16 protein-coding genes are annotated in these 18149 nt (G+C 60.1%); 9 read left to right on the top strand and 7 right to left on the bottom strand.

Annotated features, from left to right (window positions below; translation table 11 throughout):
- Positions 1-215: 215 nt before the first annotated feature.
- Together A8O26_RS28790 and A8O26_RS28785 are read right to left on the bottom strand one after the other, a co-directional pair.
- The gene (locus tag A8O26_RS28790; protein ID WP_064120986.1) at positions 216-554 is read right to left on the bottom strand and encodes a hypothetical protein; all 339 of its coding nucleotides are present in this window, start codon (positions 552-554) and stop codon (positions 216-218) included.
- Positions 555-640: 86 nt separating this feature from the next.
- Positions 641-1285, bottom strand: coding sequence for a hypothetical protein (locus A8O26_RS28785; RefSeq protein ID WP_064120985.1), 645 nt, complete (start codon positions 1283-1285; stop codon positions 641-643).
- 171 nt (positions 1286-1456) lie between these two features.
- Between A8O26_RS28785 and A8O26_RS28780 the strand changes: the two genes are divergently transcribed.
- From A8O26_RS28780 to A8O26_RS28765, 4 genes are all read left to right on the top strand, one after another.
- Positions 1457-1705 (top strand): hypothetical protein, encoded by a 249-nt coding sequence (locus A8O26_RS28780; protein WP_064120984.1) that lies wholly within the window; start codon positions 1457-1459, stop codon positions 1703-1705.
- Positions 1706-1757: 52 nt separating this feature from the next.
- Positions 1758-2786, top strand: a complete 1029-nt coding sequence (gene ahr / locus A8O26_RS28775; RefSeq protein ID WP_064120983.1) for an NADPH-dependent aldehyde reductase Ahr — start codon at positions 1758-1760, stop codon at positions 2784-2786.
- Positions 2787-2925: 139 nt separating this feature from the next.
- On the top strand, positions 2926-4083 hold the full coding sequence (locus A8O26_RS28770) for a GGDEF domain-containing protein (RefSeq protein ID WP_064120982.1): 1158 nt from the start codon (positions 2926-2928) through the stop codon (positions 4081-4083).
- An 8-nt stretch (positions 4084-4091) separates the two neighbouring features.
- Entirely contained in the window at positions 4092-4607 is a 516-nt protein-coding gene (locus A8O26_RS28765) for a PaaI family thioesterase (RefSeq protein ID WP_064120981.1), read from the top strand.
- A gap of 281 nt (positions 4608-4888) precedes the next feature.
- Here the strand turns inward: A8O26_RS28765 and A8O26_RS28760 are convergent, their stop codons facing one another.
- Positions 4889-7087, bottom strand: a complete 2199-nt coding sequence (locus tag A8O26_RS28760) for an OsmC domain/YcaO domain-containing protein (RefSeq protein ID WP_064120980.1) — start codon at positions 7085-7087, stop codon at positions 4889-4891.
- Between the two features lie 221 nt (positions 7088-7308).
- On the opposite strand from A8O26_RS28760, the gene A8O26_RS28755 reads away from it, so the two are divergent.
- On the top strand, positions 7309-9933 hold the full coding sequence (locus tag A8O26_RS28755) for a bifunctional diguanylate cyclase/phosphodiesterase (protein WP_064120979.1): 2625 nt from the start codon (positions 7309-7311) through the stop codon (positions 9931-9933).
- 12 nt (positions 9934-9945) lie between these two features.
- Here A8O26_RS28755 and cydB read toward each other — a convergent pair whose 3' ends face one another.
- Genes cydB through A8O26_RS28740 form a run of 3 tightly spaced genes read right to left on the bottom strand, consistent with a single transcriptional unit; the run spans position 9946 to position 12564 of the window.
- Complete coding sequence (gene cydB, locus A8O26_RS28750; RefSeq protein WP_064120978.1) at positions 9946-10947, bottom strand: cytochrome d ubiquinol oxidase subunit II; 1002 nt, start codon at positions 10945-10947, stop codon at positions 9946-9948.
- A 12-nt stretch (positions 10948-10959) separates the two neighbouring features.
- Positions 10960-12327, bottom strand: coding sequence for a cytochrome ubiquinol oxidase subunit I (locus tag A8O26_RS28745; RefSeq protein WP_253757072.1), 1368 nt, complete (start codon positions 12325-12327; stop codon positions 10960-10962).
- A gap of 9 nt (positions 12328-12336) precedes the next feature.
- Positions 12337-12564, bottom strand: coding sequence for a hypothetical protein (locus A8O26_RS28740; protein ID WP_064120976.1), 228 nt, complete (start codon positions 12562-12564; stop codon positions 12337-12339).
- A 187-nt stretch (positions 12565-12751) separates the two neighbouring features.
- Between A8O26_RS28740 and A8O26_RS28735 the strand changes: the two genes are divergently transcribed.
- A complete protein-coding gene (locus A8O26_RS28735; protein WP_064120975.1) occupies positions 12752-13492 on the top strand; it encodes an NAD-dependent epimerase/dehydratase family protein in 741 nt (246 codons plus the stop codon).
- Between the two features lie 83 nt (positions 13493-13575).
- Here A8O26_RS28735 and ppk2 read toward each other — a convergent pair whose 3' ends face one another.
- Complete coding sequence (gene ppk2 / locus A8O26_RS28730; protein ID WP_064120974.1) at positions 13576-14391, bottom strand: polyphosphate kinase 2; 816 nt, start codon at positions 14389-14391, stop codon at positions 13576-13578.
- A gap of 188 nt (positions 14392-14579) precedes the next feature.
- Here ppk2 and A8O26_RS28725 point away from each other — a divergent pair, with 188 nt between their 5' ends.
- The 3 genes from A8O26_RS28725 (at position 14580) to A8O26_RS28715 (ending at position 18123) form a co-directional block, all read left to right on the top strand.
- Positions 14580-16706, top strand: coding sequence for a TonB-dependent receptor family protein (locus tag A8O26_RS28725; RefSeq protein ID WP_064120973.1), 2127 nt, complete (start codon positions 14580-14582; stop codon positions 16704-16706).
- Between the two features lie 59 nt (positions 16707-16765).
- A complete protein-coding gene (gene sseB, locus A8O26_RS28720) occupies positions 16766-17557 on the top strand; it encodes an enhanced serine sensitivity protein SseB (protein ID WP_064120987.1) in 792 nt (263 codons plus the stop codon).
- Between the two features lie 104 nt (positions 17558-17661).
- Entirely contained in the window at positions 17662-18123 is a 462-nt protein-coding gene (locus A8O26_RS28715; protein ID WP_064120972.1) for a hypothetical protein, read from the top strand.
- Positions 18124-18149 lie beyond the last annotated feature (26 nt).

Genomic DNA, 18149 nt, shown 5'->3' with positions numbered 1-18149 from the left:
GTCGCTGTAAGAGCGAAACCGTCAGCCGCCGCCCCCAAAACAACGGATATTCACCCAAAACCCCAAAAGCATGGTCGGCCCAAAGGCCGCCAAGCCCAAAAAGCCCAAAAAAAGCCCAAAAAAAAGCCCCGCAACCGAATAAAAGGCGCGAGGCAAAAAATTGGTTGGTTGCGGCCAACCAAAGGAGCTCAGCTAAATACGTACCAAGGCCAACATCAGATGCAATCCTGCGCCGCCCGCTCAAAACTCGAAGGCAAAAGATTCGAAGCCAACAAATGCCGCTCGTAAATAAACACCTTGCCGCCAGTACCCGCCTTATAGGCCTCCAGCACATTGTCGGCAGACACCTTACTCGGCACCACAATCCGATAACTGCGCTGAGTCTGCGAAACCGTCGGGTTCAACGCACTGCCCTGCAACTTCGGCACAACACAATCGGCATACTGCGCAGGCGTCTTGCTAGTCTGCAAAGTCAGGCTCGGATTGTTCGGCGCCGAAGCGCAACCAACGAGCAAAGAGGCAAAGGCCAAAACAGGCACAAAGAAAAGACGCATCGGTGTCATCCTGAAAATAAACGTTCGGTTCAACCGGCAACGGTTCAGCCTCACGGAGCCGCCGTCGCCCTTTATGTTTTAAGCGTTCAGCTCGACGCCACCAAAGCCTTGAGCGACACATCAAATTGCTTCAACGCGTTAAGTTGCAGGTCACGCTGCTTGTCGATCTGCGCGGCAATGGCCGGTGCCGATTGGTTATGCACCCACACCGACGGCAGCTGTTTTTCTACAGCGCCTTCAGCCTTGCCGATGTATTGCAGGTCGGCGTCGTAGAAGCGTGCGGTGAAACGCGCTTCTACCAGGCTGTTTTGCTGCGTCAGCAAACGATTGAAGGTGTCGAGCTTGACCACGATGTCTGGATGCGCCAGCACCAGGGCATCAAGGTTGTCGTAGACGGTCACCGACAAAAATTGTTGCTGCAGCGAGTTCATCAACCAATCGATGGCCAATTGCGGATCCGAGCTGTCGACGAACGCTTCACGAATCCGTGAATCCAGAGAGTCTTTCGCACCATTCGCCGCCATGTCGTGGTAACGCTCCAGGTATTGCACGTTGTCCAGCGTGTTCTCGCTGAGCAACACCCCCACGGTTTGCGAATGCTGCAAGGTGGCGCTGCTGCCAGTGATGGTCTGGAAATGACACGACCGGGCGTCGTCTGCGAAGGCCGGTGCGGTGGCCAGTGCTCCGCCCGTCAGCAGGGCGACCAAAGCCAGTCGGGTCAATGTGTTCATCGCGCAAATTCCTTGAGCTGCGTGTTCGATGGAAGCGATTTTCCGCCGATTGCCGACAAAGCAGAACTTGCGTTTCGTGATGGTCACTATTACTTCTAGCAATAGTTGCGCGACGTGCAGACTGATACACACTCAATCACAACGAGAAAAACATGAAATGAGGAGTTCGCCTTGAGAACGTTTGACCTGATCCGTGACGCCGTTCTGCCCGATTTCCGCGAGCGTGTGGCCGAGTATCTGGTTCAGTACGAAAGCGTATTGCTGGACAAAGACATCAGCGACCCGCAGCTCATCACCGACACCGCCAATCAATTGCGCGGTTACCTGCGCGGGCTCAACACCACGCGGGTGCTGGGCATGGCGTACTGGGAAGAGCTCGATCGTCGCGTTGTAGACACCTGGCTCGCGCCTGAGCAATGACCGACTAGACTTGCCGGGCTGCTGTCCCCGTCAGTCGAACCGGAGGTGCCCCATGAGCAACACCGAATCCACCCCTTTCAACGGCTGGGCCGCTACCGCGGCCGGCGCGCCACTTGAACGATACAGCTACGATCCCGGCACATTGGCCGAAGAAGACGTGGAAATCGCTGTGGAATATTGCGGCGTCTGCCACTCCGATCAATCGCTGATCGACAATGACTGGGGCATCAGCCGTTATCCTTTTGTGCCGGGCCACGAAGCGGTCGGCAAGATCGTGCGCATGGGCGCTCAGGTGCGCGGCCTGAAGATGGGCCAGCGCGTCGGCATCGGTTGGTACAAGGGCAGTTGCATGCACTGCTCGTCGTGCATCTCCGGTTCGCAACAACTGTGCGGCACCGCGCAACCGACCATCATCGGCAGCAACGGTGGTTTCGCCGATCGTTTGCGCTCGCATTGGGCGTGGGCGATTCCTGTTCCGGACAGCCTCGATCCGGCGCTGGTCGGCCCACTGTTCTGCGCCGGCTCCACGGTGTTCAACCCGCTGCTGCAATTCGGCGTCAAACCGACCGATCGGGTTGGTGTGGTTGGTATCGGCGGCCTCGGCCATCTGGCCCTGCGTTTTCTCAATGCCTGGGGCTGCGAAGTCACCGCGTTTACCTCGTCGCTGAATAAACAGGACGAGGCCAAACGCCTCGGCGCGCACAATGTTGTCGCCTCGACCGACAGCAATGCGCTGAAGGCAATCGCCGGCACGCTGGACTTCCTGCTGATCAGCGCCAACGCCGACCTCGACTGGAGCGCCATGCTCGCCACCCTGCGTGCCAACGGCCGGTTGCACTTCGTCGGCATCGTACCGAGCGCGATTCCGGTGCATGTGTTCGATCTGATCCCGCAGCAGAAATCGCTTTCCGCCTCCCCGGTCGGCTCGCCCGCCACCATGGCAACCATGCTCGAGTTCTGCGCGCGGCATCAGATTCTGCCGCAGGTCGAGATGTTTCCCATGAGCAAGGTCAACGAGGCCGTCGACCATTTACGCAGCGGCAAGGCGCGCTACCGCGTGGTGCTCGACGCCAGCAAATGACCGCGCGGCGCGGCGGTGCACAGCCGCCGCGCCCTGCCCCGATACCGATGATCTGCGCGGCAACACGGCCTCTGCGAAAAACCCGTCCGAACGCTTACAATCGCCGGTCTCACTGCCAATCAGACAGGCTCATCAAGAAATGCCGCTCGACCCTCCTACGATGTTGACCATTTCCATCGCCCTCGCAGCCGCTGCCGCGCTGTACCTGGCGATCGAATGGCGCAGCATTCGTGAGCCTTCGCTACTGTTCTGGAGCGCCGGTTTCGCCACCATCACCGTCGGTTCCACCCTCGCCCTGCTGCGCAGCAACGGCTTGTTGCTGATTGGTATCTGGTTCGCCAACGGTCTGTTGGTCACGGCCCACTTCCTGTTTCTGCTGGGCGTCGCGCGCTTCACGCAAACGCGGCTGTCGCGCACCTGGTCACTGATCTTCGTCGCCTGGCTGGTGATGTTGTTACTGCCGGACGGGCCGCTGTGGTCGAAGGTCATGCTGGCGGCCAATTCGCTGTTGGTGGCGCTCTCGACCCTCAAGGCCAGTTTCCTCCTGCGCCCCCACGGCAAGTCGCTGAGCGTCGGTGCGGTGCAGTTGCGTTACGTTTTGCTCGGTCACGGGATCTTCTACGTGGCCAAAGCCTTGACCGTGGTGATCCCCGGCACGTTGATCGATCTGGCGGCATTTCGCGGCGAGATTATTCAGATTTCTCTGGTTGAAGGCGCGATGGCAATCATGTTGATCGCCCTGTCGATGACCGGCACCGAACGTTACCGCCGGGAAAAACAGATCGCCCGCCTCGCAGAGCGCGACCCGCTGACGGCCCTGTACAACCGCCGCGCCCTGGAAAAACGCGCACCGCGCCTGCTCGAACACGTTTCGCCGGAGCATCCCGGCGCCTTGCTGCTGATCGACATCGACAATTTCAAACTGGTCAACGACCAGTATGGCCACACCGCTGGGGATCGTTTGCTCATCGCACTGAGCGAGATGATTCGCTCGGTGCTGCCGCGCAATGCGCTGACAGCGCGCCTGGGCGGGGACGAGTTTGTCATCCTGCTCAACAGCGCTTCGAGCGAGCGAGTCATGGAACTGGGCAACACACTGCGCGAGCAGTTTCTGAGCACGACCTCTCAGACATTCCCCACCACCGCTGCCGTGACCCTGAGCATCGGCGCCAGCCTGTTCGAACAGCCACCCGCCAGCCTCACCGCGCTGATCGAACTGGGCGACGCCGCACTCTACGAATCGAAACGCGGCGGGCGCAACCGCCTGCGCCTCACCGGACTTACAACTCCAGGATAATAAAAACCATGTCCAGCCTTGAAACGCCCCTGCAAGACCTCGCCGCGCCCGAAGGCGTCTGCTACGGCTGCGGCGGCCGCAACCCGCACGGCCTGCACGTCAAAAGCCACTGGCACGAAGACGGTGTACACGTTGTCGCCGAACACCTGCCGGAGGCCAAATACTGCGGCTGGCCGGATCTGGTCTACGGCGGGCTGATCGCGATGCTGGTCGACTGCCACTCCAACTGGACCGCAATGGCCTACCACTACCGCGCAGAAAACCGCGACCCCGGCAGCCTGCCGCGCATCGACTGCGTCACCGGCAACCTCGGCATCAAGTTCATCAAACCGACGCCGATGGGCGTGCCGCTGATCTTGCGCGCAAAAGTCGAAGGTGAGGTCGGGCGCAAGACTCGAGTGATCTGCGAGGTGTATGCCGGGGATGTGCTGACGGCGGTGGGTGATTCGGTGTTTGTGCGGGTCGATACCGGGCAGTTGGCTGATGCAGCGCATGGGCGGAAAAGCCAACGCCCCTCACCCTAGCCCTCTCCCAGAGGGAGAGGGAACTGACCGAGTTGTTTGGTTGAAATACGCCGACCTGAGATATCGAGCCGAACTCGGGTTTTGCAAAATCCTCACCTCAGCCCTCTCCTTGGGGAAAGGAGACTGACCGAGGTGATGTGAGAGTTACGCCGACGTGAGATACCGAGTCGAGTTCAGGCTTGGAAAGACCACGAATCGGCTCCCTCTCCTTGGGGAGAGGGCTGGGCGGGCGGCGTTCCGATGAGGGGTGAATCCACCACCGACCTCAATGTGAAACCGGCTTAGACCTGTTTCACATTGGCCCGCGCCGAATGCAGCTTTTTATAGCTCTCGATCAAACGCAAATGCCGATCCAGCCCTTCCAGCTTGGTGCTGGTCGGCGTCAAACCGTAGAAGCGCACGCTGCCATTGACCGAGCCAATCGCCGCATCCATGCGCTCGTCGCCGAACATGCGGCGGAAGTTGGTTTCGTAGTCTTCCAGTTCCAGGTCTTCGTCCAGTTCCATCTCCAGCACCACGTTGACCGCTTGATAGAACAAGCCACGCTCGACGGTGTTGTCGTTGTACTGCAGGAAGGCTTCAACCAGATCCTTGGCCTGTTCGTACTTCTGCAGGGCGAGGCAGATCAGCAGGCGCAGTTCCAGAATGGTCAGCTTGCCCCACGGCGTGTTGTCGTCGAACTCGATGCCGATCAGCGTGGTGATCTCGGTGTAATCGTCCTGTTCGCTGTTTTCCAGGCCTTGGGCGAGGTTGCGCAGGCCGACCTTGCTGAGGTTGTGCAGGTTGAGGATGTCGGCGCGGAATTGCAGGGCTTTGTTGGTGTTGTCCCAGATCAGGTCTTCGACCGGGTAGATCTCCGAATAGTCCGGAACCAGAATTCGGCAGGCCTTGGCACCGATGTGCTCGTAGACCGCCATGTAGACTTCTTTGCCCATGTCTTCGAGGATGGCGAACAGCGTCGCGGCTTCTTCGGCATTGGAGTTTTCACCCTGGCCCGAGAAGTCCCACTCGACGAATTCGAAATCAGGCTTGGCGCTGAAGAAGCGCCACGACACCACGCCGCTGGAGTCGATGAAGTGCTCGACAAAGTTGTTCGGCTCGGTGACGGCCTGACCGGAGAACGTCGGCTGCGGCAAGTCGTTGAGGCCTTCGAAGCTGCGACCTTGCAGCAGTTCGGTGAGGCTGCGTTCCAGCGCCACTTCCAGGCTTGGGTGCGCGCCGAACGAGGCGAACACGCCGCCGGTGCGCGGGTTCATCAGGGTCACGCACATCACCGGGAATTCGCCGCCCAGCGACGCGTCCTTGACCAGCACCGGGAAGCCCTGCTCTTCCAGGCCCTTGATGCCGGCGAGGATGCTCGGGTACTTCTCCAGCACCTCTTGGGGCACGTCCGGCAACGCCATTTCGCCTTCGAGGATTTCGCGTTTGACCGCGCGCTCGAAAATTTCCGACAGGCACTGCACCTGTGCTTCGGCGAGCGTGTTACCGGCGCTCATGCCGTTGCTGAGGTAGAGGTTTTCGATCAGGTTGGACGGGAAGTACACCACTTCATTGTCCGACTGGCGCACAAACGGCAGCGAGCAGATGCCGCGCTGGGTGTTGCCGGAGTTGGTGTCGAACAGGTTCGAGCCGCGCAACTCGCCGTCACGGTCGTAAATCTTGCGGGTGTAGTCGTCGAGAATCTCGCTTGGCAGCTCGTCTTTCGGCCCCGGCTTGAACCATTGCTCGTCCGGGTAATGCACGAACTCGGCGTTGGCGATTTCTTCGCCCCAGAACTGGTCGTTGTAGAAGAAGTTGCAGTTCAGCCGCTCGATGAACTCACCCAGCGCCGAGGCCAGTGCGCCTTCCTTGGTCGCGCCCTTGCCGTTGGTGAAGCACATTGGCGAATGGGCGTCGCGGATGTGCAGCGACCAGACGTTGGGCACGATGTTGCGCCACGAGGCGATTTCAATCTTCATGCCCAGGTCGGCCAAAATCCCCGACATGTTGGCGATGGTCTGCTCCAGCGGCAGGTCTTTGCCGGCAATGAACGTGCCTGCGTCCGAGCCGGCCACCGGCATCAACAGCGCCTGGGCATCGGCGTCGAGGTTTTCGACCTCTTCAATGATGAATTCCGGACCGGTCTGCACGACCTTCTTCACGGTGCAGCGATCAATGGAGCGCAGGATGCCCAGACGATCCTTCTCGGAGATGTCCGCTGGCAATTCCACCTGGATCTTGAAGATCTGGTTGTAGCGGTTTTCCGGGTCGACGATGTTGTTCTGCGACAGGCGAATATTTTCTGTGGGCATGTTGCGCGTGTCGCAGTACAACTTCACAAAGTAGGCCGCGCACAACGCTGACGATGCCAGAAAGTAGTCGAACGGCCCCGGTGCCGAGCCATCACCCTTGTAGCGGATGGGCTGATCGGCGATCACCGTGAAGTCGTCGAACTTGGCCTCAAGTCGAAGGTTGTCGAGAAAATTGACCTTGATTTCCATGCGGGATTACCAGAATACGGCTAAACGAATGGCGGCCATTATCCGGTTTTTCAGCGGGAAGTCTTGCCCTTTCGGGAATCGCCGCTGATCGGCGGCCTGCCGTTAAAGAGGCAATTCACGCGGGGTTCACTACGCTTTCAATGCAGTCGCGTAGAAGAATCTGAACATTGCGCCCGCGCCGTGGTTCTAGATTCAGTAGACAGCGGGTCAAGGATGAGCACATGGACATTTCCTCTTATGCAGCCCCTCTTCCACCGCGCCAAAGCGCCGTCACCCGGCGCCTGGCCATCGCCGTTGGCGCGCTGTTCGTTGCCGGGGTGATCGCCGCGACAGTCGCGCTGCTCGGCATAATCCACCGTCTCGACAACGAAGAAATCGAAAAAAACCGCTTTTATTCGGCCCGCGCCCTGGAAAACCGCATTACCGCGTCGAAGAACTACATCGCCAGTTACGCCGACTGGACCACGGCTTACGAACATTTGAGCGATCCGCTGGATGTCAATTGGGCCTATACCGAGCAGAACGTCGGCAAAACCCTGTTTACCAATGACGGCTATGACGGCGTGTTCGTCCTCGACCGCGAGCGCACGCAGTACGCGGTGGTGCGCGGGCAACTGCTGGACAACGACATCTCCGCGTATCTGCAACTGCCGGCTGCGGCGCTGGTCGAGCAGGTTCAGGCCCAGAGCGACTTGAGCAACCCCGTCAGCGTTTACTCACTGTTCGAAGGCTGGCCGGCGCTGGTCTCGGCAGCGGCGATCATTCCCAACGACGAGCGACCGCTGGGTGATCCACGCACTACCTCGGTGCTGGTGTTCGTCGACAAGCTCACACCGACCAAATTGCGCATGATCGGCAGCGGTTTTGGCTTGAGCAATCTGACCCTGGCGCCGGATGAGACGATTGCGCGCGACCGCCCCCGGGTGCCGCTGGACAATACCGGTTACAGCCTGATCGCTGATCTCGAACAGCCCGGCCAACGCTTGTTGTGGTCATTGCTGCCAACGCTCGGCGTGACGATGTTGGTGCTGATGTTGCTGACCGCTTATTTCTTGCGTCACGCCTTGCGCTCCTCGCAGTACGTCGACCAGAGCTTCGCCGTGATGCAAGCCTCCAATGTGGCACTGGAAACCGCCAACCGTGGCCTGGAGGCCAGTGAAGAACGCTTTCGCGCGGTGGCGGAAGCGGCGTCGGACTGGATCTGGGAAGTCGACCGCGAGCTGATGCTGACGTACCTGTCGGCGCGTTTCAGCGAAGTCACCGGCTACCCGCAAACCCTGTGGCTGGGGCAAGACATCGGCCAACTGCTGTTCTGCGATACCACGCCACTGGAACTCTGGCTGAAGAAGCTGACCGAGGAAACCAGCGCCAGTGACCTGCGTTGCACCTACCGCGACCACTCCGGCCAGCAACGCCACTGCCGGCTGTCCGCGCGGCCGATCTTCGATAAACACTCGGTGGTCGGCTATCGCGGCACCGCCAGCGACATCACCGACGAAGTTGCCGCCCACGCACAGATCCAGCATCTGTCGATGCACGATGCCCTCACCGGTCTGCCCAATCGCAACAAACTCGCGCGCTACCTGGATGACGCCCTGTTGCTCAAGGAGCACGCGCCGCCGCTGTCATTGCTGGTGATTGACCTCGACAACTTCAAACCGATCAACGATTCACTCGGGCATCCGGCCGGTGATGCCGTGCTGCAGGAAGTCGCTGCGCGATTGCGTGAATGCACCCGCGAACTCGACATCGTCGCGCGCCTGGGCGGCGACGAATTCATCGTGGTGCTCAACGGCGTGGACAACCCGCACGAAATCGACAAGTTCTGCACCCGCCTGATCGGCAGCCTGCATCAACCGGTGGTCTTCGAGGATCATCCGCTGCACATCGGCGCCAGCATCGGCATCGCCCTCAGCCGTCGCCACGGTTATGTGCCGAGCGACCTGATCCGTTACGCCGACATCGCGCTGTATCAGGCCAAATCCGAGGGCAAGAACACCTGGTGCTATTTCGAAGCGCACATGAGCGACCAGATCCAGACCCGCCGGCAGATGGAAGATGACCTGCGCCATGCGCTCAAGCACAACGAGTTCATCCTGCACTATCAGCCGCGCTACAAGGTTGATGGCAAGCAGATCGTTTCGGTCGAAGCGCTGGTGCGCTGGCAACATCCGACCAAGGGCTTGCTCGGGCCGGACCTGTTCATTCCGTTGGCGGAACAGACTGACCTGATCGTCCCGCTGGGTCGCTGGGTGTTGCGCGAAGCCTGCGAAACCGCGCTGGGCTGGCCGGAAGACATTCTGCTGTCGGTCAACCTGTCGCCGGCGCAGTTTGCCGTCAGCGATGTGGTCGAGGTCGTGCGCGAAGTACTGGTCGAAAGCCGTTTCCCGGCCAGTCGCCTGGAGCTGGAAATCACCGAGAACGTCATGCTCAACGACACCGACGGCGCGTTGGCCACCATGAATGCGCTGAAGGAATTGGGTGTGCGCCTGAACATGGACGACTTCGGCACCGGCTACTCATCGCTCGGTTACCTGCGCGCCTATCCGTTCGACGGGATCAAGATCGACAAGCGCTTCATTGCCTCGATCAGCAGCGGCACCAATGACCGGGCGGTGGTGCAGGCAATCATCGGACTGGGCAAAGCCATGGGCCTGACGGTAACGGCCGAAGGCGTCGAGACCGAAGAGCAACTGGACATTCTCGGGGTCGATCAATGTAACGAGGTGCAGGGTTATTTCATGAGTCGGCCGATTGATAAAGCGGCGTTTGCCGATCTGTTGAAGGCTTCCAGAAGCGCGCACCCGGTGGGCACCGTCCCCATGAAAAAGGGCCGGGTTACCTGAGCGGCGCAGGTGTCAGTCTGACTTGGCCACGCGAACCTTGCCGCTGAAAACCCTGAAGCCGTACGTGTTGTAAATCAGCGTCACCGGTATCAGCACGGCGAAACCGACCAGCATGAACACTTGGCTTTTCGGGCTGGAAGCAGCGGCGCTCAAGGTCAGATCCGGCGGCACAATGTACGGATAAAGTGCAACCAGCATCAGCGCAAACGCCAACACAAAAACCGCCAGCGCTGCGAACAAAGGCAAAAACTGCCAGCGCCCGCGAAAGCCCAGGGTGAACACCACCAGCAACCCGCCGAGCAACGCCGCCGCTGGCATCCACACGCGAACATCCGCGAGCCGCTGTGCGTATTGACCTTGCAGCGTCGCCGTCCAGCCGACCAACCCGATCAACAACAGCGCCGTGATCAGCGCCAACACTCGCGCCTGCCGCGCCGAGCGTTGTTGCAGCGAACCCACCGTGCGCCAATACAGCCAGCAGGCGCCGAGCCAGGCGTAACCGAGCACCAGCGTCAGCCCGCAGAACATCGGGAACGGGCTCAGCCATTCGCGGCCATTGCCGCTGTATTGACCGCCCTGATGCGCAACACCCTGCACCAGCGTGCCGAGCACCACGCCCTGAACAACCCCGGTCAGCAGCGAACCGCAGAGCAACACGCCATCGACTGCACGTTTGCTGCGTGGTCCGGGGGCATGGTCGCGAAACTCCAGCGCCACCGCGCGAACAATCAGTGCGAGGAACATCAAAATGAACGGCAGGTACAGCGCCGGCAGCAAGATGGCATACGCCAGTGGAAACAAGGCCAACAACCCGCCGCCGCCGAGCACCAGCCAGGTCTCGTTGGCATCCCAGATCGGCAGAATGGTCACGGCCATGGCTCGACGATCTTCGTGGCTGGCAGTCAGCCCCATCAACATGCCGACGCCAAGGTCTGTGCCGTCGAGCAACACGTAATTCATCACCGAGAACGCCAGCGCCGCGGCACACAGCAGGGTTATCCAGTCGGTGTCCATCGTTGCCCTTCCTCAGGAATGCCCGGTTTCGTCCGCCAAAGTCGGCTGTGGCCCCGGCTCATCCGCCTGCGGTGGCTCGCGCAACAGGCGCAGCAACACCCAGAGACCGAGGCCGAAAATCAGCCCATAAAACAATAGAATCAACCACGTCGAGCCGAGCACTTGGGCTCTGGAAACCGCAGACAGGCTGTCTGCCGTGCGCATCAAGCCATAGACCGTAAAGGGTTGCCGCCCCACTTCGGTGACGATCCAGCCACTGAGCATGGCGACGAAACCGGCCGGCGCCATCAGCACGCTGGCGCGTAACCACCAATGCGCCGAGTACAAGCGCTGGCGTCGGCGCAAGATCAGGCTGATCAAGCCCTGCCCCAGCATCAAAAGGCCCAGCCCGACCATCAGCCGAAACGCGAAAAACACCGGCGCCACCGGTGGAATATCTTCCGGCGGGAACTCATCGAGCGCGGTAATCGTGCTGCTCAGATCGTGACGCAAATATAACGAGCCGATCCGTGGAATCGCCACTTCCCAGTGATTGCGCCGCTCGCTCTGATCCGGCCAGGCAAGCAACCGCAGCGGCTCGCCCGCACCCGGCGGCGGACGCGTCCATGAGCCCTCGATGGCGGCGACCTTCTGCGGTTGTACGTCGAGGCTGTGCTGGCCGTGCAAGTCACCGACCACAAGCTGCAGCGGAGTCAGCACGGTGATCACCCACAACGCCAGGGAAAACTGCAGGCGTGCGCGTGGATTGTGCGACGCCTTCAACAATTGCCAGGCACTGATGCCGGCCACCAGCGTGGCACTGCCGAGCAATGCAGCGAGCGTCATATGCGCCAACCGATACGGGAATGACGGATTGAAAATGATTGCCCACCAATCTTCGGCGATGAACCGCCCGTGCGCGTCGAGCGAAAAACCTGCGGGCGTCTGCATCCAGGAATTGGCCGAGAGAATCCAGAACGCGCTGATCAGTGACCCGGCCGCCACCGCACAGGTGGCAAAAAAATGCAGCCGTGGACCGACTTTCTTCAGGCCGAACAGCATGATGCCGAGAAAGCCTGCTTCAAGAAAAAACGCCGCCAACACTTCATAGAACATCAACGGCCCGAGGACATCGCCAGCCTGCACCGCGAGCCGCGACCAGTTCAGCCCGAACTGATATTCCAGAATCAGCCCGGAGGCAGTGCCCACCGCCACATTGAGGGCAAACACCTTCAGCCAGTAGCGATAAATATCCAGATAAATCTGCCGCCCGCTGCGTAACCACAACGCCTCAAGCACCATGAGAAAATTGGCCAGGCCGAGCGTGAACGCTGCCAGCACAATATGAAAGCCGATGGTGATCGCAAACTGCGCGCGCGCCGCCATGAGCGCGGAAGCCATCGTGTCCATTCAGGCGCCGTGCGGCCGCCCCGTATCGCCGGTGAACACACTGCCGGCATCACGCACCAATTGACGCCATTCAGCGCTGGTGATCAGCCCCTGCTCCTCCATTTCATCGGCGGCCTTGAGCAGTTCGTCGTACTGTTCTTCCGGGTCCAGGCGCATCTGCGCTTGCGTCGCCAGTTTGCGCCATTCTGCCAGTTTTGCCTGTTTTGCCTGTTTGCGCTGATCGAACATAGGGACTACTCCGTGAGGACTCCCCCGGTAGAAAGAAACCCTATCGCAGTGGTTCAGCGCAATCGACGGGTGGAAAGCCGCGCCAGCCCGAGGGGCCTTGAAACACCTTGATCGAAGCGCCTCAGGATGGTACTCAGCTGAACGGCCAAGCGGCCAGAATGGAATCTCACCCTGAGGGCACACGGAAATGAGTACGCGAAAAATTTTGGTCACCGGTGCTGCGGGCAAGATCGGCAGCGCCTTTTGGACTGCGTATGGCGATGAGCTGGATTTGCGTTTAGCCGATGTGGACGTAACACGTATTGCGCACTCGGGCGAAAGCCTTTCGCTCGACATCACGGATCTACCCCGTTGCCTTGAGGCCTGCGAAGGCATACACACGGTGATTCATCTCGCGGCGGATCCGAACCCGGACGCTGACTTCATGACCTCCGTACTGCCGGTGAACATTGTTGGCACCTACAACATGTTGCTCGCCGCGAAAACGCAAGGCTGCAAACGTTTCATATTTGCCAGCAGCGCCCAGGCCATTGAAGGCTATCCAAAGGATGTTCAAGTCCACGAATGCATGGCACCCCGGCCCGGCAATCTTTACGGCGTGGGCAAAGCATTCGGCGAAGCGCTGGCATCAATGTTTGCCAATGACGCTCAGATGACCACCGTCGCCGTGCGCATTGCCAACGTCGCCCAGTTTCAACCGGGGGAAACCCACAGTCACCGGGACGTCGCTGCATTCATCAGCGTGCGCGATGTGGTCGCGTTACTGCGCAACTGCGTGGAGGCCGAGCTTGAGGGGTTCCACGTAGTCCATGGCGTCTCGGACAACCGCTACAAGCGTCTGGCTATCGCCCAGACCCGAGAGGTCGTCGGCTACGCGCCCCTGGACGATGCATTCAAAATTCTGGAGGGGCGGGTTTTGCCTGATTGAGTGGGCGTCAGGGTGCCGCATGCAGATGCGGCACCCAACGGATGCCTCTGTCACTGAACCATCCCGGTCGTCACAGCCACTCGTCAGTACTTATCAGCCACGCGCCGGTACGGATAATTCGGGTCTTTGTACTTGCCCGGTTTCTGCCGTTTGGGCAATTCGATTTTCTCGCGTTTCACATCCTCGTACGGAATGCGGCTGAGCACATCGGTGATGATGTTCAGGCGTGCGCGGCGCTTGTCGTTGGAATCGGCCACCAGCCACGGCGCATGTTCGGTGTCGGAGTGTTTGAACATCTCGTCCCGCGCTCGTGAGTAGTCGTACCAGCGGCTGTAGGATTTCAGATCCATCGGTGTCAGCTTCCAGGTCTTGCGCCCGTCGTTGATACGCGCCTCCAGCCGGCGGGTTTGTTCCTCGGGGCTGACTTCCAGCCAGTATTTGAGCAGGATCACGCCGGACTGGACGATCGCGTGCTCAACCCAGGGAATCGATTTGAGGAATTTGTCGGCCTGCTCATCCGTGCAGAAACCCATGACGCGCTCGACGCCGGCGCGGTTGTACCAACTGCGGTCGAAGATCACCACTTCACCTGCGGCCGGTAGATAAGGCAGGTAACGCTGCACGTGCATCTGGCTTTTCTCACGATCGGTCGGTGCCGGCAATGCGACCACGCGAAACACGCGCGGGCTGACGCGCTCGGTCAACGCCTTGATCGTGCCGCCCTTGCCCGCGCCATCGCGCCCCTCAAACACGATGCAGACCTTGACGCCCTTGGCGATCACCCACTCCTGCAACTTGACCAGTTCGACGTGCAGCTTACGCAACTGCTCGAGGTAGTCCTTGTTTTTCAACCTGGGACTTTCAGGCGCCTTGGCGGCGTTCTTTTTGTCTTTTGCCATGACCGAGCCCTCTCCAATGAATGCAGAAACAGAATGTTGATTGACCGGGCAAACCAGACACGTGAGGTTAGTTCATGGCGTGCTGTTTGCCATTGAGCGGCAAAAAGCCAAATTGCCATGTGGCTCCTTCGTTCCTTGTTACGTCGCACTGTTCATTGCCCTGCCCTTGCCTACCTGGAGTTTTCTCGATGCCCGCGTCCAAATCCCTGCCCACTGCCCTGCTGGGCCTGGCCCTTGCCTGCCCGGCGATGGCCGAGACTCAAGGCCTGGAACTGGGGCAAGTGCTGATTTCGGGCGAAGATCGCAACGGCAGCGATGCCTCTGTTGAAGAGGCGAAAGCCCGCCTCGAACAGGTGCCCGGCGGCACCAACGTGGTCGATATGCGCCAGCCGTTGCAGGGCCGCGTGGCGAGTAATCAGGATGTGCTGGCCTATCAACCGGGGGTTTATGCGCAGTCGGCGGGCAACGAAGGCGTGAAAATCTCGGTGCGTGGCTCGGGCATCAACCGCGCGCCGGGCGCCCATGCATCGGGGCTGTACACGATGCTCGATGGCCTGCCGCTGAGCGGCCCGGGCGGCACGCCGTATGAGTTGCTCGAACCGCTGTGGGTCGATCACGTCGAAGTATTGCGCGGCGCCAACGGCTTTGATCGCGGCGCGCTGGCACTGGGCGGCGCCATCGATTACGTCAGCCACACCGGCTACAACGCGCCGAAACTACAAGTGCGCTATGCCACCGGCAGCCACGGCTATCAGCAACGCCAGGTCAGTTCCGGGCAAGTGCTCGGCGACTTCGATTACTACGTGTCGCTGACCGACTCGAACGCTGACGGCTATCAGGATCACACCCGCAGCGAGAGCAAAGGCCTGATCGCCAACTTCGGTTATCGCTTCAACCCGAACCTGGAAACCCGCTTCTATATTCGCTACCGCGAGACCGACAACGACCTCGCCGGGCGTGTGACCAAACATTCCATCGAACACGACCCACGGGCGGCCAACCCGGCCTACGTGTCACGCGACGACAGCCGCAAGCAGCCGGGCAGCACCTTCATCGGCAACAAGACCACCTTCTACATCGACGACGATTCGAGCATCCAGACCGGCCTCGTTTACCACGACTACCCGATGGACCTGCGCGAAGGCCCGAACCGTTTGAAGGTCGCCTACACCGACGTCAGCGGCACTTTCGACTACAAACGTCGCGATACCATTTTCGGCATGGAAAGCCGCAGCACCGTCGGCCTGCGCGTGACCAAACACCTGCCCAACGACGGCGCCAGCGAGTTCGTGCGCATTCCCGGCGGCAACACCGCCAGCTACGTGCCGGGCACGCGCATGCGCAACTTCACCTATCAGGGTTCCGACACCGTTGTGCATATTGGCAACGACCTGGAAATCGCCGACGACCTCTGGCTGACCACTGGCCTGGCCGCGATCTACACCCGCCGCGAAAGCGCTGTGACCTACCCGCAAAGCGGTGGCAAAACCAGCATGAACGACTGGGACTACGCGCCGCGCCTCGGCCTGCGCTATCAGCTGACACCGGACGTGCAACTGTTCGGCAACCTCAGCCGTTCGGTTGAAGCGCCGCACCCGTGGTCGCTGATCTACAGCTCCAACGTACGTTTCGCTCCGGGCAACGGCCCGGCGACCGGCACGCAAAAAGACCCGATCAAACTGCAAAACCAGACCGCGACCACACTGGAACTCGGCGGTCGTGGCGACAGCGCCATCGGCGAATGGAGCCTGGCGTGGTACTACGCGCAAGTGCGCCACGAACTGCTCTCGGTGCTGCCAGATGCCAATGCAGTCACGCCGTATGAGCTCAACGCCAGCCCGACCGTGCACCAAGGCGTCGAAGCGAGCCTCAACAGCCAACTCTGGTCGGCCGCCGATGGTCGCCAGTTGAGCCTGCGTCAGGCGTATACCTTCAGCGATTTCCACTATCGCGACGATGATCGTTTTGGTGATAATCGCCTGCCCGGTTTGCCCATGCATTACTACCAGGGCGAGTTGCGCTACGACTGGCCGCAGGGTTTCTTCGCCGCGGTCAACACGCAACTGGTGTCGAAAGTTGCCGTGGATTACGCCAACAGCTACTACGCCGACCCTTACGCCCTGTTCGGCGCGACACTCGGCTACAACGCGCCGAAAGGTGACTGGCAAACGTGGCTGGACATGCGCAATCTGAGCAACAAGCACTACGCCGCCACGGTAACGCCGGGGTATGACGACAAAGGCCTGGACGCGGCGCGTTCGACACCGGGTGAAGGGATGGGCGTGTATGTCGGGGTGTCGTGGAGCCTGCTCTGACACGAGCCGGTGGCGAAAACCCAAGTCAGCAATTTTCTAGCGAGTCACGGATGGACATCATGGATAACCGGCAAGAAAACCCACTGGAAAAATCGCTCAGGCTGGCCGCCGACGAGCCCGCGCACCGGCCCGAGTTCTTCACGACACTGCTGAACTCGCCGGTTTACATCCTCGGCACCACGGGCACGGCAGACGGCGTGGTCAATCTCGAAGCCGGCAGCAACATCAGCATCGCGCATTGGGAAAAACCGGATGGCACCTCGGTCATTCCGTTCTTTTCGTCAGTGCAAACGCTGCAACAGTCGATCGACAGTGAAGAGACTTATCTGGAGTTGCCGGCGCGATCGCTGTTCGAGATGACAGAGGGCACGCCTCTTTTTCTCAACCCGAAATCGCCTTATGGCAAAGAGTTCCTTCCGCAGGAAGTGCGCAATCTGCTCTCCGATGAAGTCGGCCAGACAGCCACCTCGCGTACCGTCGAAAAAGAAACCAAAGTCCTGCTCGGCCAGCCTTCGCAATACCCGACACAAATGATCCATTCGCTGACGCAGTTACTCGCCAAACATCGCAACGTTAAACGCGGTTTTCTGGCGTTGATGCACGACACTTCGGTGGATGAAAAACCGCACTTGATCGTCGGCATCGAAGCGGACGGCGATGTTCAGCGGGTCATGCGCGAAGCCGGCAATGTCGCCGGGGACACGGCGCCGTCGGGCGAGCCCGTTGATCTGTACCGCGTCTGTGAAGGTGAGTCGGGGCTGAGCGATTACTTTCTCAAGCAAACGACGCCCTTCTATGAGCGCAGCTGGGGCAGCAAGCTGCGTTCACTGTTTGGCTTGGGCAAGGCTTGAGCGCCGGCGCTCTGTTGGCAAACGCCCGCTCGCAATCAGCCGATTAACAACGTCAGACACCCGTCCGATCGTGAATCAACTTTGAGTAAAAACAGGTTTTATCGATGAAAAAAATTGTCCTTCCCTTGGTCATGGCGCTGTTGTGCCTGCAAGGTTGCGCAGAAATGCCGGCGTACTCCAACGTCGGCGCCACCACCGCAGCAGACGAATCACGCTACACCGTGGTCGAAACCGACACCTATGCCGGCAGGCCCCAGCGGCACTTTGCCGACGGCGAGGCGAACCTGAACATCATCCGGATCAACGATGAAAAAGTCGGCAACATCCCGTTCTCCACGTACTACTACAAGAACGATTCGCCACAGCGCGCGGTGCTGAAACCGGGCACCTATACCATCCAGCTGGAATACCGATTGCCGCTACATTTTATGTACGCGAATCTGAAGTTCGACGGCAAGCCAGGCCAGAAAATCATGGCGCGCTCACAATACGTTGGCCTCAATCGTCTGCAAGTCTGGCTGGAAGACACCGCCACCGGGGAAGTCGTGAGTACCCGCGAGAATTGAACAGCGTTGCCGCTCCACTCAGGAGC

This window comes from Pseudomonas fluorescens (genome assembly GCF_001648775.1).
Lineage (GTDB): Bacteria > Pseudomonadota > Gammaproteobacteria > Pseudomonadales > Pseudomonadaceae > Aquipseudomonas > Aquipseudomonas fluorescens_M.
This window is presented reverse-complemented; position numbering and strand designations above follow the sequence as displayed.